At 54.6% G+C, this 21116-nt stretch carries 21 protein-coding genes; 11 read left to right on the top strand and 10 right to left on the bottom strand.

From position 1 onward, the window contains the following. Window positions 1–98: 98 nt before the first annotated feature. From J1782_RS10750 to J1782_RS10740, 3 genes are all read left to right on the top strand, one after another. Window positions 99–1055, top strand: coding sequence for a LysR family transcriptional regulator (locus J1782_RS10750; protein WP_165057752.1), 957 nt, complete (start codon window positions 99–101; stop codon window positions 1053–1055). Between the two features lie 158 nt (window positions 1056–1213). After that, the gene (gene zntB, locus J1782_RS10745) at window positions 1214–2197 is read left to right on the top strand and encodes a zinc transporter ZntB (RefSeq protein ID WP_208952256.1); all 984 of its coding nucleotides are present in this window, start codon (window positions 1214–1216) and stop codon (window positions 2195–2197) included. A gap of 282 nt (window positions 2198–2479) precedes the next feature. Continuing rightward, window positions 2480–3157, top strand: coding sequence for a hypothetical protein (locus tag J1782_RS10740; protein ID WP_217153135.1), 678 nt, complete (start codon window positions 2480–2482; stop codon window positions 3155–3157). A gap of 57 nt (window positions 3158–3214) precedes the next feature. Here the strand turns inward: J1782_RS10740 and ttcA are convergent, their stop codons facing one another. Both ttcA and J1782_RS10730 read right to left on the bottom strand, forming a co-directional pair. Next, window positions 3215–4150 carry a tRNA 2-thiocytidine(32) synthetase TtcA gene (gene ttcA / locus J1782_RS10735; protein ID WP_152327110.1) on the bottom strand — a complete coding sequence of 312 codons (936 nt, stop codon included), beginning with the start codon at window positions 4148–4150 and terminating at the stop codon, window positions 3215–3217. A gap of 159 nt (window positions 4151–4309) precedes the next feature. Continuing rightward, a complete protein-coding gene (locus J1782_RS10730; protein WP_193333174.1) occupies window positions 4310–4468 on the bottom strand; it encodes a hypothetical protein in 159 nt (52 codons plus the stop codon). Window positions 4469–4581: 113 nt separating this feature from the next. Between J1782_RS10730 and J1782_RS10725 the strand changes: the two genes are divergently transcribed. Beyond that, window positions 4582–5823: a diguanylate phosphodiesterase gene (locus J1782_RS10725; protein WP_217153134.1), complete on the top strand. Its 1242-nt coding sequence runs from the start codon at window positions 4582–4584 to the stop codon at window positions 5821–5823. A gap of 86 nt (window positions 5824–5909) precedes the next feature. On the opposite strand, the gene J1782_RS10720 is transcribed toward J1782_RS10725, so the two are convergent. The 4 genes from J1782_RS10720 to ycgZ form a co-directional block, all read right to left on the bottom strand. Then, a complete protein-coding gene (locus tag J1782_RS10720; protein WP_152327113.1) occupies window positions 5910–6167 on the bottom strand; it encodes a biofilm development regulator YmgB/AriR family protein in 258 nt (85 codons plus the stop codon). Window positions 6168–6276: 109 nt separating this feature from the next. Next, window positions 6277–6612 (bottom strand): biofilm/acid-resistance regulator YmgB/AriR, encoded by a 336-nt coding sequence (locus J1782_RS10715; protein ID WP_371819767.1) that lies wholly within the window; start codon window positions 6610–6612, stop codon window positions 6277–6279. Continuing rightward, window positions 6593–6886 (bottom strand): hypothetical protein, encoded by a 294-nt coding sequence (locus J1782_RS10710; protein WP_217153133.1) that lies wholly within the window; start codon window positions 6884–6886, stop codon window positions 6593–6595. The genes J1782_RS10715 and J1782_RS10710 overlap by 20 nt, the downstream gene beginning before the upstream one ends. 192 nt (window positions 6887–7078) lie before the next feature. Continuing rightward, window positions 7079–7318 (bottom strand): regulatory protein YcgZ, encoded by a 240-nt coding sequence (gene ycgZ, locus J1782_RS10705; RefSeq protein WP_152327116.1) that lies wholly within the window; start codon window positions 7316–7318, stop codon window positions 7079–7081. A gap of 278 nt (window positions 7319–7596) precedes the next feature. Between ycgZ and J1782_RS10700 the strand changes: the two genes are divergently transcribed. The 3 genes from J1782_RS10700 (at window position 7597) to nudI (ending at window position 8696) form a co-directional block, all read left to right on the top strand. Next, window positions 7597–7830 (top strand): YgdI/YgdR family lipoprotein, encoded by a 234-nt coding sequence (locus tag J1782_RS10700; RefSeq protein WP_152327117.1) that lies wholly within the window; start codon window positions 7597–7599, stop codon window positions 7828–7830. Window positions 7831–7862: 32 nt separating this feature from the next. After that, window positions 7863–8090 (top strand): YgdI/YgdR family lipoprotein, encoded by a 228-nt coding sequence (locus tag J1782_RS10695; protein WP_152327118.1) that lies wholly within the window; start codon window positions 7863–7865, stop codon window positions 8088–8090. A gap of 180 nt (window positions 8091–8270) precedes the next feature. Then, a complete protein-coding gene (gene nudI / locus J1782_RS10690; RefSeq protein WP_152327119.1) occupies window positions 8271–8696 on the top strand; it encodes a nucleoside triphosphatase NudI in 426 nt (141 codons plus the stop codon). A gap of 56 nt (window positions 8697–8752) precedes the next feature. Here nudI and J1782_RS10685 read toward each other — a convergent pair whose 3' ends face one another. Next, window positions 8753–10552 carry a transporter gene (locus tag J1782_RS10685; RefSeq protein ID WP_217153132.1) on the bottom strand — a complete coding sequence of 600 codons (1800 nt, stop codon included), beginning with the start codon at window positions 10550–10552 and terminating at the stop codon, window positions 8753–8755. A gap of 295 nt (window positions 10553–10847) precedes the next feature. Here J1782_RS10685 and J1782_RS10680 point away from each other — a divergent pair, with 295 nt between their 5' ends. From J1782_RS10680 to J1782_RS10665, 4 genes are all read left to right on the top strand, one after another. Then, window positions 10848–12131 (top strand): alginate lyase family protein, encoded by a 1284-nt coding sequence (locus J1782_RS10680; RefSeq protein ID WP_254303046.1) that lies wholly within the window; start codon window positions 10848–10850, stop codon window positions 12129–12131. Continuing rightward, window positions 12128–14266, top strand: a complete 2139-nt coding sequence (locus J1782_RS10675) for a heparinase II/III family protein (protein WP_217153130.1) — start codon at window positions 12128–12130, stop codon at window positions 14264–14266. Before J1782_RS10680 ends, J1782_RS10675 begins: the two co-directional genes overlap by 4 nt. 10 nt (window positions 14267–14276) lie before the next feature. Next, a complete protein-coding gene (locus tag J1782_RS10670; RefSeq protein WP_152327123.1) occupies window positions 14277–15053 on the top strand; it encodes an SDR family NAD(P)-dependent oxidoreductase in 777 nt (258 codons plus the stop codon). 92 nt (window positions 15054–15145) lie between these two features. Next, a complete protein-coding gene (locus tag J1782_RS10665; protein ID WP_217153129.1) occupies window positions 15146–15856 on the top strand; it encodes a FadR/GntR family transcriptional regulator in 711 nt (236 codons plus the stop codon). Window positions 15857–15929: 73 nt separating this feature from the next. Here J1782_RS10665 and fhuB read toward each other — a convergent pair whose 3' ends face one another. From fhuB to J1782_RS10650, 3 genes are read right to left on the bottom strand one after another with little or no spacing between them, the layout of a single operon-like run. Further along, window positions 15930–17852 carry a Fe(3+)-hydroxamate ABC transporter permease FhuB gene (gene fhuB / locus J1782_RS10660; RefSeq protein ID WP_217153128.1) on the bottom strand — a complete coding sequence of 641 codons (1923 nt, stop codon included), beginning with the start codon at window positions 17850–17852 and terminating at the stop codon, window positions 15930–15932. Then, window positions 17845–18765 (bottom strand): ABC transporter substrate-binding protein, encoded by a 921-nt coding sequence (locus J1782_RS10655; RefSeq protein ID WP_217153127.1) that lies wholly within the window; start codon window positions 18763–18765, stop codon window positions 17845–17847. Before J1782_RS10655 ends, fhuB begins: the two co-directional genes overlap by 8 nt. Continuing rightward, window positions 18765–21116, bottom strand: a complete 2352-nt coding sequence (locus J1782_RS10650) for a TonB-dependent siderophore receptor (RefSeq protein ID WP_217153126.1) — start codon at window positions 21114–21116, stop codon at window positions 18765–18767. Before J1782_RS10650 ends, J1782_RS10655 begins: the two co-directional genes overlap by 1 nt.

Below are 21116 nucleotides of genomic sequence, written 5' to 3'. Positions count from 1 at the left end.
GAATACGTGTGTTGTGTGGAGGTCATGGCACGCATTCTTCACCCGAACGGTTATAAGTGGTAGCCTGTACAAAGGTAAAACTGTTATACGTGAGGCGTATGAATACACCACTCACCAGCGGTATTGACCGCATCGACTTAATGCAGACGTTCATTCGTATTGTCGAAAGCGGCAGTTTATCCGCCGCCGCCGCCCAGCTGGGCACCAGCCAGCCAACGGTCAGCCGCCGTTTGCAGTCGCTGGAAAAAATGCTCGGCGCCCGGCTGATTCTTCGCACCACGCACGCCATGAAACTGACCGACGACGGCGAACGGTGTTACGCGCAGGCCAAATTATTGCTCGAACGCTGGGCGTCGCTGGAAGATCAGTTACACGGCGCGGGAGATGAACCGGTGGGCACTCTGCGCGTGCGTGCGCCGCATGCGTTCGGACAGGATCAGCTGATCGGGCCGCTGACCCGCTATTTACAGCGGTATCCGAACCTTACGGTGGACTGGATGCTCAACGACCGCACGCCGGATTTCCTCTCTGAAGATATCGACTGTGCAATTCAGGTCGGGAACGTTGCGGATCCGTCGATGGTGGCGGTTTTGCTGGCCGAAGTGCCGCGTATCGTTATCGCCACGCCCGAATTGCTGCAACAACATCCGGTGACGCAGGTCTGCGAACTGCCGAATTTACCCTGGGTTGCCCTCAGCACCTTTTACCGTAATGAAGTCATGCTGCGCCACGATACCGACGGCAGAATGGAAAGCTGCATGATTGCGCCGCGCATGGCGACTGACAGCTTATACGCCGTGCGCAAGGCCGTGCTTTCCGGTCTGGGCGCGGGCATTGTGTCAGCGTGGGTGGTGCAGGACGATCTTGCGCAAGGGCATTTACAGCGTGTCTTGCCCGGCTGGAACGCACTGCCGTTGCCTGTCTATCTGGTGTATCCGTATTCCAGCTATTATCCGGCGCGGCTGCGTAAATTCCTGGAAGTGATGCGCGGCGTTATGCCGGATCTGGCCGAAATGCAGGCACCGGGCAGTCTGAAATACTCTGGAAAATTGTGAAACAGTAAAGCGGGCGCTGTTTACATTTTTCACGCCCACTCATGGCATGATCGCTTCGGGATATTGAGGTGAAGGGTTTTCAACTGAGTTGTGTTTTGGAACTTCAAGCACTTAACGCTAAACTTAAAACAGATAACGCAGAAAAAGCGGGGAGTATCGTGGAAGTGATAAAGGGAAATGAACTACAGGTTGCCGACGCCGTTTATTCATTCCAGATGAACGGCGAGGGCGGTGTGAACGAAATCAGCCCGCAGTGCGTGGCGAGCGATGAAAAGCCGTGCTGGCTGCATCTGGATTACACGCGGCCTGAAAGCGAACGGTGGATCAGCAATACACCGGTGCTGCCCGATACCGTGCGTGAAGCGCTGGCCGGTGACAGCGTGCGGCCAAAAGTGGTGCGCGTCGGCGAAGGGACCTTAATCACCTTGCGCAGCATCAATCTGAATGCGGATGCACGACCGGACCAGCTGGTCACGATCCGCGTTTATCTGACCGATAAAATCATCGTCTCGACCCGTCATCGCAAGGTGTTCTCGATGGAAGAGATGATCAGCGATATGCAAGCCGGCAGCGGCCCGAAAAATACCGGCAGATGGCTGGTGGAAACCTGCGATGCGCTGACCGATCACACCAGCGATTTCATCGAAGACCTGCACGACAAAATCATTGATATCGAAGACGACCTGATGGAACAACAGGTGCCGGAGCGCGGTCAGATGGCGTTGCTGCGCAAACAACTGATTGTCCTGCGCCGTTATATGGCACCGCAGCGTGACGTCTTCTCGCGTCTGGCGAGCGAACGTTTGCCGTGGATGAACGACGACGACCGCCGCCTGATGCAGGAAATCTCCGATCGTCTCGGGCGAGGGCTCGACGATCTGGATGGCAGCATCGCGCGTACCGCGGTGCTCTCCGATGAAATCAGTTCACTGATGGCCGATTCCCTCAACCGCCGCACGTACACCATGTCGATGCTGGCGATGATCTTCCTGCCAACCACCTTCCTCACGGGGCTGTTCGGTGTGAACCTCGGCGGGATCCCCGGCAATACGTCGCCCTTAGGTTTCGGGGTTTTCTGCGGATTTCTGATGCTGTTGGGGGTTGTTGTGGCGTGGTGGCTGAAGAAAAGTCGCTGGCTGTAATGTACTAATTGCCTGAAAAAAGGCAAAAAAAAGCCGGTCATAAGACCGGCGTCGTTCGAATTAAATTGTGCTATGCATTAATTCTAAAAATTTGGAAATAAGACAATATGGAGCACAACGCCCATCGCTTGACGTTGCATTCACCTGCGAAATAGATACTGCACCCAATCAACAGTTCTAATGTTGATTTCGCTCAATCTTTTTGAGGTTTATGCCCCGCAAGGTGCATTCACAGGCACTTTTGCCGGAACGATCTCATTTTTGCTTACCCAGGAGTTTGTCTTGCATACCGCCGAAATGATTCAAAAAGCGTATGACGACGCGACCCGCAGAACGCTGGAAATCTGGAGTTCTCACCCGGAATCCGGCGTTGTCCGCTCTGAACCTTTCTACCATCCCACCCGTCTGGCGATCACCAGCGGTAACCGCGCCGGACCGGCTATGGCAGGGCTGTTATCAGAACTGAAAGCGGTGACGCAGGGCGACCCGCTGGCCGACGTCGCGCCGCCTGACGGCATGCATTTTACTTTTTTTCCCGTCACGCAGGCGCTGTATGACAAACCCGAAGACGCGCCGGGAACCGGTGAATTAATCGCTATTTTCAGAAAGCATTGCGGCGGCCTTATCATGCACATCCGCGATTTGCGGCTGATTGCGTTACCGGATCAGCTGCTGCTTGCAGGATTTCCTGATGAAGAGAGCCAGCGTGTCAGACAATCGCTGGTGGATGATTTGATGAAAACGCCGTGGGCGGAAAAAATCCGCGAGCGGTTTCCTCATACAGAGATCCCGCCGATTTTCTGGCACAGCACGCTGCTGCGTTACAGCGCACAATACCTGCCGGAACCGCTGCGCATCTGGTTTCATGAAAATCAGCATCGAAACTTCGGAGCACTCAGCCTCCCGGTCAGGCTGGTGATGACCAACTACAACTGGACCGAAACGTTCACGCTGGTCTGAAAAGCAAAAAGCCCGCATCAGCGCGGGCTTTTCAAACGGTGACTTCCGGACGAAATCTTACTTAATTTCCAGCACGTTCAGACGTTCAACCGGCACAGCCGTTTCGTCGTCTTCAGGCTGCCAGCCCGCAGGCTGCATCGGGATCTCTTCACGGTCAAACGCCAGATCGCCGCCATCAACCACTTCACCGCCATGTTTGATCCCTTTGAAATCAAAAAGATTCATGTCGTTCAGATGTGAAGGCACCACGTTTTGCATCGCGCTGAACATGGTTTCGATACGGCCAGGGTATTTTTTATCCCAGTCATTCAGCATATCGCCGATGACCTGACGTTGCAGGTTTGGCTGCGAACCGCACAGGTTGCAAGGGATGATCGGGTATTCGCGCGCAACGGCAAAACGCTCAATATCTTTCTCACGGCAATACGCCAGGGGGCGGATCACGATGTGTTTACCGTCGTCGCTCATCAGTTTTGGTGGCATGCCTTTCAGCTTGCCGCCGTAAAACATGTTGAGGAACAGCGTTTGCAGCATGTCGTCGCGATGATGGCCGAGGGCGATTTTGGTACAACCCAGTTCAGTCGCGGTACGGTACAAAATCCCGCGACGCAGACGCGAACACAGGGAGCAGGTGGTTTTGCCTTCCGGGATTTTGTCTTTCACGATGGCATAGGTGTCTTCGGTGACAATCTTGTATTCCACGCCCAGCTTTTCCAGATATTCCGGCAGGATATGCGCCGGGAAGCCCGGTTGTTTCTGGTCAAGATTCACCGCCACCAGGGAAAAATTCACCGGTGCGCTTTTTTGCAGATTGCCCAGAATTTCCAGCATGGTGTAGCTGTCTTTACCACCGGACAGGCAAACCATAATACGGTCGCCTTCTTCGATCATACCGAAGTCACCGATCGCTTTACCGACTTCACGGCGCAGGCGCTTTTGTAATTTATTCAGGTTGTACTGAGCTTTTTTATCAACTGATTGAATTTCTGACATTAATAGTAACTCTGACTCAAAAAGGGGCACCAGAAGGGCGTGGTCGTCATAGCGCGAGTTTAGCATTGTGCGTTTCTGTCTGCGCGCAGCTCTTGTCTTCCGGCCGGACGGCGTTGTGGCGCGTATGATACGGATTACGCCGCCGAATGTCAGCGCGTTTTATAGCAGATTAAGAAAGGGAAGGTTTGGCGCTACCGGTGACAGCAAGTTAAAAGCCTGCTGGCTGACCCGTTTAATTGCTCCCCCACAGATTTGTGCTGCATGAATGGTTTTTTCTTGCCCAATCCCTTCATCTAAATTGCCGGCACGGTAGGACATTGTCGCCGTTTCTTGGTCTGATTGCATAAGGGAAAATGATAGATTGGGATGTTTCTATAACCGAAATTTCTGCTACCCTGAGAGTCTAAACAAGCTCCTTTTGGAAACACCCGATGCTTTTAACTCTCGTTTATCGCAGCCATATCAGTGAACATGTTCACTCTGCATCACTGATCGACATGGTGTCACAAGCCAATGTTAACAACGAACTTTTGAGCATTACAGGCATTCTGCTTTTCGACGGGATGCACTTCTTTCAGTTGCTGGAAGGGCCGGAAGAGGCAGTGGACGCACTCTACAGTATGATTTGCCAGGATCAGCGTCACCATAACGTGGTGGTTCTCATGCGCGACTATGCACAGTCACGTCGCTTCGGCAATGTAGGGATGGAGCTTTTTGACCTCAGGCATCATCACGAAGATGAGGTGCTTCAGGCGGTGCTCGATAAAGGAACATCGAAATATCGTCTCACTTATGAAGACCGGGCTCTTCAATTTCTGTGCACCTTTGTGCAGGCCCGGGAGAAGGAAAATTATCTCGAAATTCTCCCGGCTGACTCCTGGTCTTTCATCGCCGATGAACCTCTGAAAGCAGAAGTAGAATTTATCTTTCCCGAGATGCAGGACTACTGTTTTGCATTCCAGCCGATTGTTGACCCGCTGAGCCGCGAGATTATTTCTTATGAAGCGACAATCCGCGGGCCGGAAGGTGGCTCAGCGATGGAGTATTACTCCCGGCTGTCCGGAACAACGATCTATGAGGCGGATCTCAAATCCAAAAAGCTGGCTTTTGCCATGGCGCAAAAAATGGGGATCGGCGACAAAACGATTTCAATTAAGCTTTTGCCTATGACACTTGTCATGGTGCCGGATGCTGTGGAATCTCTGGTTAATGACATCATCGCCGGCGGCCTGGTTCCTGAACAAATTGTGGTGGCAATCACAGAAAACGGCGTCATAACCCGTGAGGACAAGTTTTCAACCGCGATGAAACAACTTAAAGCCTCGGGAATGCGTCTGGCGATCGATGATTTTGGTGCGGGTTCTGCGGGATTATTGCTGCTGACGCAATGCCAGCCGGACAAAATTATGATTGATCGCAATATGATTTGTGACATCCATACCAGCGGACCGAAACAGGCCGTCGTGCAGGCCATCATCAGGTTCTGCTCAGCGTTAGAAATCTCTGTTATCGCGACAGGCGTTGAAAAACCCGAAGAGTGGATGTGGCTGGATGCGGCAGGGGTGTGTAATTTCCAGGGCGAGTTATTTGCTGAGCCAAGACTGAAGGGCACGCCGGTAGTGACCTGGCCGGAAGTCAGCTACGAATATCAGTCTGGTAATCAGGCTCTCTGAGAACTTGCAGGCGGTATGTAAGCTTTAGACGCATGAGCCCGGCAGATAATATTAGCCGGGCTCATTTAAAATGATTTGCTGTGGATTTATACAATATCATCATCAGGTGTGCGGTAAACGACGTATTCAAGCGCTTCCAGATAAATATCCTGCTTGTCGGTATCACTTTCCTGCTCAATCTTCTGAATCAGACAAAGAATAATATCTTTGTGAGTAACCACTTCTTTTTGTTTCTTTAAGTTTTTATAAATACGGGTGACCGTTTCGTTTTCAACAAGAAGTTCAGGATCTTCTGTCAGAATATAATCAGCTAATGTCACATGAGTATAAGACACGTCATGCATTTTAATACCCTCCGCGTTTGTATTAAGAATAGATAATTTAAGATCCCGCACCCGGCTGTAATGACCGGGCGGGAGGAAAATAATAAAAAAGTGGATCTTTCTTCAAAGATCAGAATACGGAATCATCGGGCGTCATGCCCACCACCATTTCAAGTGCGCCGCGCAAAATATCCAGCTGCACAACGTCTGACGTGGTTTCAAGCTGATTAATCAGGTGGAGCATGATGGCCTTATTGGTCACCGTACCTTTATTCGCAAGAATAAGACGAATTGCGGCACCCAGAACTTCAGCTTCACTGGAGTAAAGTTCACCAGCTTTAGCGAAATGTTTATAAATGCCAGAGCTATTGACAGTGTCTGACATCGGCTGAGATGGATTTGATACAACCGAGTCGTTGTGACTTAGTACACATTGGTTTGATGCATCAATGTTTTTTCTGGTCATTGGACGGCCCTTCAGCATTGAAAAAGTGTCGTACATTGTCGACGTCCCGGACCTCATAACTGACACGCGCACGCTTATCAGCCTGATCGTGGCGCATCTCATTGATGATCTGCTCCAGGGCACTTTTTCGATTTGAGTTTTCAGCACTCGCAGCCATAAACTGTAACTGCTTAATGAGTCTGTCGATTGATAGTAGACTTTTCGATTTAAGTAAGGAGATTACAGCCTCACCAATGAGTTTGTCCGTTAATTTTTCTTCATTACTTCTATACATATTATCAGCCTCTGAATATATGCTGGCCAAAGGTCTGGGCAGAGTAGCTTCAGGTTCAGAGTTATGACTTCATACCGCAGGGTATTACGCTAACGGAAATAAAGCATTGGTTGGCTATGAATTAATCAAGCCCGCATAATATGTCAAACCGAATTTATATGAAGCCCATTTTTACTCTGTGAATTTAATAGATCATGAATCACGTTCAAGAACCAGACGGATAAGCTTCATATAATGCTTTTCCTCTTCTTCGCTGCCAGCGGATTCTACACGATTCAAAAGTTTCGAACACAACGCTTTGCGATTTAGGTTCCTGCCTGCTTCCAGAATTTCAACCACAACGCGCCCCATTGTTTCCTCTTTAGAAAAACCCTGTGTGTAGAGCGAAGGGGAGGTTTCTGGTGACAATCCATCGTGCTTATTCTGACGCATGACATATCCTCTTGTTAATGTGTGCGTAGTTAATGATTACTTGTGTGACTATAAAGTTATACAAGATGTAGAAAGTTGTACAGGTATTTTTAGAAATAAATGAAAGGAATACAGAATATTCCTAAACGCTTAACGGCTGAATCGGGACAGTTTGCCACCGGCAGAGGTCCACCAGGCTGAGAAAATTTCCGTTTGTCCTATTTTTCAATGCCTCCGGCAAAAGTGCCTATACTTAACTGACTAATTGTTAAGACAGAACCCCTTTAAGGAGGAAGTGTATGAAGAGGAAAAACCTTATTGCTGCGTCGCTGGCTGCTGTTTCCATTTTATTCGTAGCCGGGTGTGCGTCGAATCAGGCGATTAAAACCACGGACGGAAAAACCATCGTCACGGACGGTAAACCTCAGGTTGACAGCGATACCGGCCTGGTATCGTACAAAAATGCTGAGACAGGAAAGACTGAGCAGATCAACCGCGATCAGGTTAAAAACATGAGCGAACTGGATAACTGAGTTGCTCAATAATCGGTAGACAGGAGAGAAATATGAACAGGACTTTGCTTTTGCCATTAGCCGCATTAATCAGTGTCGCAGCCTTATCGGGCTGTACCCGGACGAGTTATGCTATTCAGACCAATGACGCGAGAACCATCGTCAGCGACGGTAAGCCAAAAGAAGCGCCTACCGGATTGCTTGAGTATACTGATGCCAATGGTGTGAAACAGCAAATCAACAAATCCGAAGTGAAACAGGTAACGGAGTTGCCTAAATAAGCACCGTGTTTCTGATTCAGTTTCCTGATTATTTCTTAAAAACCCGCTGATGAAGGCGGGTTTTTATTTTTGCGCAGCACTTCTCAACTCTTCCCGACTCCCGCCACAGCGACGCCAGATTATGGTATTTTTTAGCGCGCACATTAGTCTCAAACAAAGTCTAAAACAAGGAAAGTCATCATGCGTCAAAGAACCATCGTTTGTCCGTTAATTGAACATGAGGGAACGTATCTGCTGTGTAAAATGGCCTCCGGGCGCGGCGTTTTCCCCGGCCAGTGGGCGCTTTCCGGCGGCGGAATGGAAGCGGGCGAAACCGTTGAGCAGGCGTTATTACGCGAAGTGCGGGAAGAGTTGGGCGAAGCGCTGGAACTGACGCATATCACGCCGTGGACGTTCCGCGATGATATCCGCCTGAAGACGTATCCCGATGGAACTCAGGAAGAAATCTACATGATTTACCTGATTTTCACCTGTCAGGCGAAGAACACTGTGATCACGCTGAACGACGAATTTGAAAGTTACGCCTGGGTACGTAAAGAAGATCTGCTGAAGTTCGATCTCAACGAAGCCACACGCATCACGTTAAAACAGCGCGGGCTGATTTAAACGAGAAACAGGACATTCCATCCAGAATGTCCTGCATTCGATTTCTATCCGCACGATTACCGCTGTGAAGTCGCGATGTTGCGTTTCGCGGCCTTGCCTTCTTTTGCGGCTTTCATGCCTTTCTCCGCACTGCGATGTAAAACCCAGCCGAAGACAAGTATCGACAGCGCGCAAATCAGGAACAGAACACGGCCCCATAACGGGTTAGGTACCAGCACCATCAGCAGCAAACCGGCCCCCATATACAGGGATATCCGGCCAATTTTATCGCGTTGCAGCCGGTCGAATTCATCCTGTTCGTTATCGGCATACACCGGCGTTTCCATATCGGTGAAAAACTGCTGACGCTGAGTTTCACGGGCTGTCGCATTCTCGCGGTAGAACAGGGTGGTCAGGCAGAAAAACCCGCCGGTGAAGACCAGATGCGAGAAGATATTCCACATAATCGCCACATCCAGCATCTCGCGCGTGGTCAACGTAATGCCCAGTAAACGGGCGACATCTGGCGCGGTAAACACGTTAGCGACGATGTAAGACACACATAATCCGAACAACACCGTGGCCCACGCCGCCCAGTCCGGCGTTTTGCGGATGAACACGCCAAGAAACAGTGGCACGATAATCGGTGCCTGCATCAGCGTGCCGACTTTCATCATCAGGTCGAACAGGCTGACGGTCTGCATAGTGTGCATATACTGCGCCACCAGGATCACGAGTACGCCGTTGACCACGCACGTGGCCTGACCGACGCGCAGCTGATACTTGTCGTTGCGTTGTGTGTTGCGGTTAACAATGGGCGTCCAGAAACTGCGTACAAAAATCCCTGAATTACGGTTCAGCGCGCAGTCCATCGACGACATCGTCGCGGCAAATAATCCCGCCATCAGCAGGCCAACGGTGCCCACCGGCATCGCGCGTTCGGCAAAAATCAGATACACCGCATCGGTAGCATTTTTCCCCAGCTCCGGGTGTGCGGTTGCGGCGTCAGGATAAAGAATGGCCACCGCCCACGGCGGGATAAACCAGATCACCGTGCCAGTCAGCATCAGAATCAGCGCAAACAGCGCCGCTTTTTTGGCGTTAAAACTGTCTTTGGCATTCAGAAAACGGTAAGAATCTTGCAGGTTATTAATGCTCTGCACGTTCTTGATAAAGAAAAACAGGAAACAGGCGACCAGCAGGGAAATGTAATGCGGGCCGACGTCCGGGCCGGTGAAAAAGCCGGACGGGAATTCTGTCACCAGTTTGACCGGGCCACCGACCTTGAACAGCGCGACCACCGCACAGGCAATCGAAATAATCGCCACCACCAGCGTCTGCACAAAATCACTCGCCACCACCCCCCATGCGCCGCTCAGTAACGAAATCACCAGTACCACCAGACCGGTGACCCACAGCGTCAGCGTAATGTCGTGCCGGAACACCGCGCTGGCAAACACCGCCAGACTGTTCAGCCATACGCCCGCGCTGAGAATGCTCAGCGGAATAATCATCCAGGTGAAAAACTGTTCGTTACCTTTGCCGAATCGATGGTTGATGGCCTCTGTGGCAGTATCGACCCGAAGCTGGCGGAAACGGGCGGCGAACCACCACCACGCCACCAGATAGCCGAACACGTTACCGGCGAACACGCTCACCACGTTGAAACCGTAGCGGTAAGCCTGTCCGGCGGCACCGGTGAAGGTCCAGGCGCTGAACTGAATCATGAACGCGGTGGCGCCCACCATCCACCAGAGCATGCGCCCGCCGCCGCGGAAATAGTGGCTCGACGAGCCGGAAGCCATCTTTTTGAACGCATAACTGATGGCAATCATTAAAACGAAGTAACCGATCATGACCAGAACATTGATATCCATTGTCGTTACTCTCTCGTTTACAGGGGAGGTTTTTGGTTATGTATTGAGCAAGCGTAGAAGAGGAGATTTAAATTAAAAGTCCGACAAATAAGAAATGCTTAGTTTGTTATCGATTTGTGAGGCTGGTCACTTGTTGGGCTATTTGTGTGCTTTTAAGCCCATTCTGACTGGCGCTTCGAATCATTCATTGCTTTATTTGTATTACTAAAGCGCGCTAACCCTTTTTAATTCCGGAGAAAGCATGACGTTTATTCAGTGCCGTACCGCTGATGTTAAACAGCTCGCCGTCGTGGCGATGATGGCGTTTTGCAGCGCAGGTGCGCTGGCGGCAGAACCGGCATTTCTGAACACGGCGCAGCTGAACGTGGTTCGCCAGCAACTGCATGAAAATACCGCTGCACCGCAAACGCAGGATGCTTACCGGCACCTGCTGGCGGCGGCGGATTCCGCGCTGAAAAAGCCCGACCTGAGCGTGACAGACAAAGGCATGACGCCGCCCTCCGGCTCGATGCACGATTACCTCAGCCTGAGCGCTTACTGGTGGCCGGACAGCAGCAAAGCGGACGGTTTGCCGTGGATCCGTAAAGACGGGCGCGTCAATCCGGCGAGTAAAAACGAGCAGAGTGACGGCGTGCGGCTGGCGGATTTCACCGCGCGGGTGCAGAACCTGACGCTGGCCTGGTATTTCTCCGGCGAACAGAAGTATGCCGATAAAGCTGCCAGCCTGCTGCGGGCGTGGTTTATTACGCCGGAAAAGCGCATGAATCCGAACCTGAATTATGCGCAGGGCGTGCCGGGTATTTCAGCCGGACGAAACGCCGGTGTGCTGGACGGACGTTACTTCTCCACGCGCATTGTGGATTCGCTGGTTTTGCTGCACGGGAATCGGGCGTGGACGGACAGTGACGATCAGCAAATCCGCGTCTGGATGCAGGATTATCTGACCTGGCTTCAGGGCAGCAAAATCGCTAAAAAAGAGGGCCTCACGCAGAACAATCACGGTAACTGGTATGTCACTCAGGTGTCCGGCATTGCGTGGTATCTCGGCGATAAAGCGGTGATCCGCGATATGGCAAAACTGATGGAAAGTAAGCTGGATATTCAGCTCAAGCCCGACGGCACGCAGCCCGCTGAACTGGCGCGCACCCGTTCGTTCCATTACAGCTATTTCAATTTGCAGGCGATCAGCATGATGGCGGTGCTGGCGCAGAAAAACGGCATCGACCTCTGGCACTACAAAACGCCACAAGGCGGCGGGCTGCTGACCTCGCTGGATTTTATGGCGCGTTACACGGACGCGTCCGTGCCGTGGCCGTATAAAACCATCGACCAGATCCGCGTGCGGCCTGTGCCATTACTATCGTGGGCGGATAACGGCACTGGCGGGCAACGTTACGAACAGCAAATCCGCCGCGCCAGGTTTGAACTGCCGTCTGCCGGTAAACCCGCCGCGGGCGGGTATCATGAAGACGTCACGCGCGGCGCGGTGATGGAGGCGGAACGCGAAACCTGGCTGTTATCGCTGCCGGCGTTTGCGGCCGGTTATGTCGCGCCGCAGGCCGCCGGAGGCAAAAAATGAGCCTCTGGAAACCGCTGCTGATAAGCCCCGACGATGCCCAACAATTACGGGCGCAGAGAGATGCCGAAACGCTGACGGGCGCGGTGCTTCGCGAAAACATCGCCGCACTGGAAACGTTCATGGCGCAACCGGCGCCGGTACCCGGTCACGGCGAAGCGGGCGGCGCGGAACATCATCAGCACAAACAAAATTACGTCTACATCAATCTGGCCGGACGACTTTTTTTGATCACCGGCGAGCGGCGTTACCGGGATTTCGCGCTTTCACTGCTGAACGGTTACGCCGATATTTACCCGACCCTGGGCAGCGCGACCAGTAAAGACAGCAACGCGCCGGGCCGGATTTTCCATCAGACGCTCAATGAAAATATGTTCTGGCTCTACGCCGTCGAAGGCTATCACTGCCTGATACCGTCGCTCAGCCAGCCTGAGCGTTCGCACATCGAAGACCACCTGTTTCGCGTGATGGCGGATGACGCACTCAGCCGCCATGCGAAAGATTTCGATATTGTGCATAACCACGGGATCTGGTCGGTCGCGGCGGCCGCCATCAGCGGGTACGCGCTGCAAGATGATTCGCTGGTTGAAAAGGCGCTGTACGGGCTGAAAGGCGACAGCGAAAGTGGCGGTTTTTTTGCGCAGCTCAGCCAGCTGTTTTCGCCGGACGGTTACTATATTGAAGGGCCGTATTACCATCGTTTTGCACTGCGTCCGTTGTTACTGCTGGCGGAAGTGATTGATCGCCGGCAGCCGGAATTGCAGATCTTTCAGTTCCGCGACGAGATTATCCGCAAAACCTGCGAAGCATTAATCCTCACCGCGTTCCCCGACGGCACCTGGCCTGCGCTCAATGATTCATCGAAAACGATCAACATCAGCGACGACGGCGCGGTGATTGCTGCCAGCGTCTGTTATCACCGTTATCATCAGGATCCGCGCTGGCTCGCCGTCGCACAAAAACAGCAAACCGTCTGGCTGAATGCCGCCGCGCTGGCGCTTTCCGCTGCGTTATCTGATTCACCTCCGCTGCCCCTAAACCGTGAAAGCGTTGAACTTCGCGACGGGCCGGAAGGGCAACACGGGGGGATCGGGATTTTGCGCAGTGGTGAAGAAAACCAGACCATGGCGCTGATGTGGTACGGACAGCATGGCAGCATTCCGCGCCTGCATTCGGCGCTGAACCACGGGCATTTCGACGGGTTGCATCTGAGCCTGTTTAATCACGGGCGCGAGTTCTTGCGCGACTACGGATTTGGCCGCTGGGTTAACGTCGAGCCGAAATTCGGCGGGCGCTATATTCCCGAGAACAACACTTACTGCAAGCAAACTGTCGCGCACAATACGGTCGTCGTCGACGGTCAGAGCCAGAACGGCGGGCAAAGTCTGCAAGCTGAAAAGCGTTCCGGCCAGCGGCATTTCTTTGTCACGCAGGCTCAGGCCGGGCAGGGCATGAGTGCACGTTTGCACGATTACACCCCTGGTGTTGAACAGCAACGCACCGTTCTGCTGCTTGATTTACCGGAGTTTTCTTCTCCGCTGATCGTCGATGTTTTCCGTCTTACCAGCGACCAGCCGCATCGTTACGATTATTGCCTGCATCATCTCGGCCAGTTTGTGCGCAGCGATACAACGCTGAAAGCCGCCGGTGAAATGAAACCGCTGGGCGAAAACCACGGCTATCAGCATCTCTGGGATTGCGCACGCGGCGCAGTGCCCGCCGGTGATTCTGCGCTGTTCAGCTGGCTGGACGGCGGAACTTACCGGACGCTCATCAGCGCCTTCCCCGACGGCGGCGAACTGATCGTCGCCCGCACCGGCGCAAACGATCCGCATTTCAACCTGCGCAGCGAACCGGCGTTGCTGCTGCGCACGCACGGTTCTGATGCCATTTTTGCCAGCGTATTTGAAACCCACGGTTATTTTGACGAAGCGACTGAAACCTCGCTCGACGCAAGAGGGAAAGTCTTACAGGTCCGCGTGGTCAGCCACGACGACCGTCAAACCGAACTGAATATTCTCTGCACCGGCAACCGGACATTAAATGTCCTCATCAGTAACGGTCCGACACCGGATGCGGAAAACGCCTTCAGCACGGCGTGGCGAGCCGTCTCATCTCTGAACATTCCCGAGTCATAAAGGAGTCATCATGTTTAACGATCTGAAAGACAAGCGAGTTCTGATTACCGGTTCAACGAAAGGCATCGGTCTGGCAGCGGCGCAGGCCTTTGCGGCGGCAGGGGCGAAAGTCGGAATCAACGGTCATCGCCACGATGAGAGCCTCGGTAAACTGGCTGCCGCTATTGCCAAAAATGGCGGCGAAGTGGCGTACTTTGGTGCCGACGTGACGAAGTCTGCGGAATGCGAAGCGCTGGTCGCCAATTTTGTCGAACGTTTTGGCGGCATCGACGTGCTGATCAATAACGCAGGCGGGCTGGGCGGTCGTCAGGGGTTAGAAAATATCGACGACGAATTTTATGACCACGTTATGGATCTTAACGCCCGCTCGGCGCTGATGGTGACGAAATTCGCCATTCCGCATTTGCGCCACGCGGCAAAACAAAGCGGTAAAACCACGTCAGTGATCAGTACCGGTTCGATTGCCGGACGCGAAGGCGGCGGGCCCGGCGCGAGTTTGTACGCGGCGTCCAAAGCCTGGCTCCACAACGTCCACCGCAACTGGGTGAAGGAATTCACCAAAGACAATATCCGCTTCAACGTCATTGCACCGGGCACTATCGACACGGTTTTCCACGCAGATAAAAGTGCGGAAGTGCGTGAGAAAATCGCCGGTTCTATTGCCATGGGGCGCTTTGGCACCAGCGAAGAACTGGCACCCAGCTTTCTGTTTTTTGCTTCCCATGCGTGCAGCGGTTACATCACCGGCCAGATATTAGACGTCAACGGCGGGCAGATGGCGCCATAGCGCACAGTTTGTGAGTTTAGCGCGACGCCCGCATGCAGCGCGGCGTCGCCTGAACTATGATGTCGGCAATCTGCACAGAAAAAGGGAAGCGAATGACGATGCAGTTTGAAACCGCCGCAGGCATGACCCGTGGCCTCAACACCCACATTGCCCGCGATATTGCCCGCAAAATCCTCTCCGGCGAACTGGCACCCGGCGCCATTTTGCCCAGCGAAATCGACCTCGGCGAACAGTTTGGGGTCAGCCGCACCGCGCTGCGTGAAGCCCTGAAACTGCTGACGTCAAAAGGTTTGCTGGAATCTCGCCCGAAAATCGGCACCCGCGTTAAAGAGCGTCCGCAGTGGAACATGCTCGATCCGCAACTGCTGGAATGGATGCAGGGCATGGAAGCCACGGAAGAGATTTATCATCAGTTTCTTGAATTCCGCAAAGCGATCGAACCACATGCCACGGCGCTGGCAGCGGTGAACGCCAGCAAAGAGCAACGCATTGAGCTGTCACGGATTTACCGCCAGATGTGCCACGTTTCGGAGAATTTCAATGCGCAGGCGTGGGTAAATATCGATACCCAGTTTCACCGGATGATTTTCATCTCCTCCGGCAACTGTTTTTATGTCCCGTTCGGTAATGTGCTGACGACGATTTTTAAGTGGTTTTTCGAATACTCGTCGAAGGAAGGCGGCATGTGTCTGAACGATCATAAAAAGATTTACGAAGCGATTATGGCAGGGGATGAGGGAGCCGCGTATTCGGCTTCGCTGGGGTTAATGAAGGGGCATAAGCATCGGCTTCAGCGGGAGTAATTTGGGTTTTCAATTGCAGTGATCGCATCTCATAAATCAAGACCTTGGGTGGTAAGCCCCGCCCGCCGCGATCCTACCGCCTCACCAGACCCCACAAAAACCACGGTCCCCCGAGCAATGCGCAGAGCATTCCGGCTGATACCGGCCACGGCCAGGCAATATTGCGGCCCAGCCAGTCGGCGATCACCATCAGCAATCCGCCATACAGTGCGGCGAGCAGGCATTGCGCACGAAAACGATTCGCGCCGCTGTAGCGGGCAAGCTGCGGCGCAATCAGGCCGACAAAACTCAGCGGGCCAATCAGCAGCGTGCCGCCTGCGGTCAGCGCGGCGGCGAGCAGTAAAATCAGCATATTGCTGCGGCGCACTCCGGCACCGAGCGCCCGTGTCGTCTGCTGCCCGAGGCTCAGCAACGTAATCCGGCGCTGCAATAACAACGTCAGCGGGATCAGCATCAGCGCCTGTCCCGCGCCCCACATCGCGCGTTCAGGCGTGATCCCGGCGGTCGAACCGGTGCTCCAGTTGAGCAGCATCATCGCGCGCGGGTCGCCGCTCATCAGCAACAACATGCTCAGCGCCATACTCAGGTTGGTCAGACACAGCCCGACCATCACCATCGATTGTGGCTGGAAACGCGAGCGCATGCCGAACATAAACAGTGTGAAGATTGCCAGCAAACTGCCCGCCAGTGCGGCAGGGAAAAGCTGTGACAGCGGCTGATTAAACAGGATCACCAGCAAAACCACCATCAGCGATGCGCCGCTGCTGATACCGAGCAGTTCCGGGCTCGCCAGCGGATTGCCGCTCTGGCGCTGGATCAGCACACCGGCCACCGCCAGCATCGCGCCCGCGCTGAGCGCACCGAGCATCCGCGGCCAGCGCCATAGCAGAAGTGAACCGGCTGCGGCTGCGGTATCGGGCGTACGGTTGACGAACAGCGAAAGCGCGATGCCGCAGGCTAACATCAGCAACAGAACCGCAACCCGGCGGCGCGTCAGCGTGCGTAACACCGGCATGTTTAACGTTTGCGGGGCGATATACGGATTGCGCTGGCGGAACAGCAACATCAGCATCAGCGGCGCGCTGAGTAATCCGGCGAGCGCACCGGTCGGCAAATCCCCGCCGGCGGGTGAGAGAAATTGCGCCAGCTGATCGACGGCGGTCAGCAGCCCGGCACCGGCCAGCGGCACGCAGATCAGCTGATGCGTGAAGCGCCGGACGCCCGCCAGACGCACCAGCGCCGGAGCGGCCAGCCCGATAAAACTGATGATGCCGACCTGACTGGTGATGAGCGCGCTGAGCGCCACGGCAACGGCGAGCGTGGCAATGCGGATTTTTACCACCGAAACGCCCAGCGCACCGGCGCTCTGATCAGACAGGCCGATCAGCATCAGCGGCCTTGCCAGCAGCCCGCTTCCCGCCATCAGACACAGCACCGGCAACAGTAAAAACTGCGCGACCGGCCAGCCGTTCTGGTTCAGCGAACCGGCCTGCCAGCTGAATAAATCACTCAGATAATCATGATTGAACAACACCATCAGCGTATTCACGGAATTGCCATACAGGCTGATGACCATGCCGGTCAGAATAATTTTCAGCGGATCCAGCCCCTGACGGGCGATCAGCAGATAAAGCACCAGCGCGGTCAGCGCCGCACCGGCCAGCGCCAAATTCGTCAGGCCGAAAACCAGTAAACCGGGAAAAACGATAATGCCCGCCGACATCGCCAGATTGGCACCGGCGGCAATCCCCAAAGTGGCCGGTTCCGCCAGCGGATTGCGCAAAACCTGCTGGAAAAGCAAACCGGCGGTCGCCAGTGCCATGCCCGCCAGCGCGCCGGTCGCCAGCCGTGGCAGAAAACTGTAATGCAGCAACAGGCTTGCCGTGGAAGGCAGATTGCCGGCATGAAGGCGCCCGAGATTGCTGATTAACAGCAGGACATACAGCAGCGCCAGCGGCAGGATAATCAGCCAGGGCAACGGAGATAATTTACGCATGAGAGTCAGGATCCGTGAGCGCTGTCGTGATGTGCTGTGCCAGACCAGTGGCTGTCGTCAGGCCGCCAAACGGAAAGAAATGTGTCAGTTCCCGTGCGCGTCCGCCCGCGACCAGCGGCAGCTGTTGCCATAATCCGTCCGGCTGACGCAGGCGGGAAACCTGCGTCAGCGTCGTCGGTAATTCGGTGTAAAACAGCCAGTCAGCCGGCAATGACGCCAGTTTTTCAACGCTGACGTTTGCCGTGCCCATCGCGCCAACCGGCTGCGTCCAGGCGTTGCGCAGGCCGAGGCGGGTGAGTATGACGTCCGGCAGGCTGTTCCGGCCATACACCGTGGCGTATTTGCCGTCCTGACTGCGCACCGCCACCAGGATCCGCTGACCGGCCACGCGGCTGAGCCGTTGCTGGCCGTCACTGAGGGTACGGGTGGCGCGGTTTATCAGCTGCGCCGCCTGCGCGGATGCGGAGAATTTTTTGCCCAGACCGGCAGTAAAACTGACTAATGTCAGCCAGAGATCGCCCGCGGCGGGATAGACCGAAACCACCTGCACCGGCGCGATGCGTTGCAGGCTGTCGAGAAGGGCGGGCGCGATCATATCGCTGAGGATCAGCGTGGGTTTCAGGGCGGCGATAAGCTCGATATTCGGTTCCCAGAACGGGCCGATATCCTGCACCTTTTCCGGTAAAACGGGTTCTGCGATCCGGCGGTGGAAATAGCCCACATCGGAAACGGCCAGCGGCGTAATGCCCAGTGACAGCAGGGTTTCCGCCGCCAGCCAGTTAATCGCGATAATACGATCTGCGTTTGTCGTTAAGGACGGCGATGAAGCGGCCAGCGCCGCCGGGGCATTCGCCCACGGCAGCGCCAGCAACGCTTTCAGACAGTCACGACGACTGAGTAAAAAAGCGGACATCAGAAGCTGTATTTCAGCGAGCCGATAAACGTTCGTTCCTGCCCCGGATAGCAGCTGGTGTCGTCGTCACAGGTGCCGACATAGTGGTGATCAAACAGGTTCTGAATGTTGAATCCGACCGTCACATGCTGGTTCACCTGATATTTCGCACCTGCATCCACCAGCGCGAAGTTCTTCACCGGAATGGTGTTGGCGTTATCGCCATACATGCTGCCGACATAGCGCACGCCGGTGCTGAGCAGCAGGCCGTCGAGCACACCCTGATGGAAACCGTAGTTCAGCCAGGTCGAGGCCATATGTTTCGGTACGTTAGCCTGTTGTTTGCCGCGATCTCCGTTGTTGCTCTTGGTGATTTCCGTTTCGGTGTAGGTGTACGACGCCAAGGCATCCAGATTTTCCGTCAGCTTCACCGTGGTTTCGGCTTCGATACCGCGCGAACGTACTTCGCCGGACGCCACCTGATAACCGGTGATGACGTTATTCACGATCTCATTGGTGAGCACGTTGCTTTTGGTAATATCGAACGCCGCCAGCGTCATCAGCAGCGTTGGATCCGGCTGATATTTCACGCCGACTTCATACTGGTGCGCCTGGCTCGGATCAAACGTACGGTTCTTGCTGTCGGTGCCGCTGTTTGGCACAAAAGATTCGGCGTAGCTGATGTACGGCGCAAGTCCGTTTTCGGCCAGATAGGTCAGACCGGCGCGACCGGTCCATGCGCCTTTGTCCACCCAGCTGGTGGTGTCAGTCAGGTTATTTTCGGTACGCATACTCACGTCATCATGACGGCCGCCCAACGTCAGCAGCCATTTTGGTGTCAGGGAAATCTGATCCTGCATGTAAACGCCGAGCTGTGCGGTGGTCTGATCGTTGTCATTTAGCGCGTAAGTCGGATCCGCGATATCCAGCCCGTACACCGGATTGTAGATATCCAGCGCCGGAGCGGCTGCACCAAAACGTTTGGCGTTGCCGTCGAGGCGGCTGTAATCCAGCCCGGTCAGCAGGCGGTGCGTCACCGGCCCGGTGGCGAAATCGGCCTGCAACTGGTTATCCATATTGAACGCGCGCATGTGTTCATCAAAACGGATGGCGTTACGCGACACGGTGCCGGTGGTGAAATTGACGTTGCCCGGCAGCAGGTTGTTGAGAATGGTGTCGGTCTGGCCGTAACGCACGTTCTGGCGCACCTGGAAAATGTCGTTGAACTGATGGCTCAGCTCATAACCCACGGTGAACTGTTCCTGACGAAAATGATTGTAGTTGTAATCACCAAGCAGAGTGTCGGTGACGTTGCCGCCCGGTTTAGTGAGCACGGAAACGGTGCCACCGGACGTATCACGCAGGTAATCCGCACGCAGGGTCAGGCTGGTCTGATCGTCTGGCAGCCAGGTAAACGACGGCGCGAGATACAGGCGGTTGTCTTCCACGTCCGGCCCGTTTTTGTACTGAAATTGCGTGTCGCTGTCGCGGGCGAGGCCAATGACGCGGTACAGATAGTGGCTGTCATCGTCAATTTTGTCGCTCATATCAAACTGCGCCTGACGGCGGTTGAAATTGCCCAGTTCAACCTGAACGTCATGCACGCCCTGTGCGGACGGCAGTTTGCTGACGCGGTTCACAATCCCGCCCGCATCGCCCAGCCCGAAAAGGGTGGATGACGGTCCGCGCACGATATCAATGCGTTCCAGCGCGTACGGTTCGGTGCGGAAATAGCTGTAGCTGTTGTTGAGCTGACGCAGGCCATCGCGGTAATCGTTGGTGGTCAGGGCATTGAAGCCGCGGATATAAATCCAGTCATAACCTTTCGGATCGACACCGTAGGTTTCAGTTTTCACGCCCGGCACATAACGCAGCGCTTCCGTCACGCTTTGCACGTTCTGGCGATCCATACGCTCGCGCGTCACCACGGAAACTGACTGCGGCACTTCAAGCAGCGGCGTGTCGGTTTTGGTGGCGGAATTGCTTTCCTGAGGGACGGTGGTCCACGCGCCGTATTGCCCGTTCACCGTCATGGTATCGGAACCGGCAGCAGGCTGCGGGGCGACGACAACCGTGTCATTTTCAATGCTGAAACTCAGGCCGGAGCCTTGCAGCACGCGGCCAAGCGCGGCTTCCAGCGTCATCGTTCCCTTCACGGACGGTGCCGTTTTTTGCGCCACAGATTCGGGCGCGGCAATCAGCTGCACGCCAGCCTGCTGTGCCAGCGAATTAAGCGAGGCGATCAGCGGCTGAGCCGGAAGTGAAACGGTGAGCGTGGCCGCCGCAACGGCGAGCGGAGAGCAAACCGCCAGCGCGATGGCGGTCAGGCCGGTGTTGAAACGGGCACCCTGGTAAATCGTCGAAATGGTCAT

It is taken from the genome of Rahnella sp. BCC 1045, from assembly GCF_019049615.1.
Taxonomy (GTDB): domain Bacteria; phylum Pseudomonadota; class Gammaproteobacteria; order Enterobacterales; family Enterobacteriaceae; genus Rahnella; species Rahnella contaminans.
The sequence above is the reverse complement of the archived record's forward strand: the minus strand, read 5'-3'. Positions and strand labels throughout refer to the sequence as shown.